General features: G+C 47.4%; 1 protein-coding gene. It reads right to left on the bottom strand.

Features of this window, described 5'->3' with window-relative positions:
* A partial coding sequence (locus GMD4S_RS10310; RefSeq protein ID WP_000311124.1) for a phosphate acyltransferase occupies positions 1-529 on the bottom strand: 529 nt, incomplete at both ends.

Genomic DNA, 529 nt, shown 5'->3' with positions numbered 1-529 from the left:
TTTCCCGTGAAACCATCTGTTACGACAACATCCGCAACGCCATTCATCAGATCACGCGCTTCCACGTTTCCGACAAAGTTCAAACTTTCATCAGCTACTAACAAGTCGTATGTTTCCTTACGAAGCGGATCTCCCTTGCTGCTTTCTGTTCCATTGTTGAGCAAACCAACACGTGGTTTCGAAATCCCACGAACATTTTTCGCATAGAAGGAACCTAGGACAGCGTATTGGTGCAGATGATGGGCTGTATTTTCTGCATTGGCCCCAAGGTCTAGCATGTCAAACCCTTTTCCATCGATGGTCGGCAAGGTCGACATGAGTCCTGGACGATCGATATTTTTGATACGACCCACGATAAAGAATCCTGCAGCCAACAAGGCACCTGTGTTCCCAGCTGAGAGGACGGCATCTGCTTCTCCCTCTTTGACTGCCTTGGCCGCTAATACCATGCTGGCATTTTTCTTCTTACGGATAGCTTTTGTCGGCTCATCGTCTGAGTTGATTTTCTCATCCGTATGGATAATGCTGA

The sequence above is a fragment of the Streptococcus sp. GMD4S genome (genome assembly GCF_000296955.1).
Note: the sequence above shows the minus strand (reverse complement) of the source record. Positions and strands in the feature narration are given on the sequence as shown.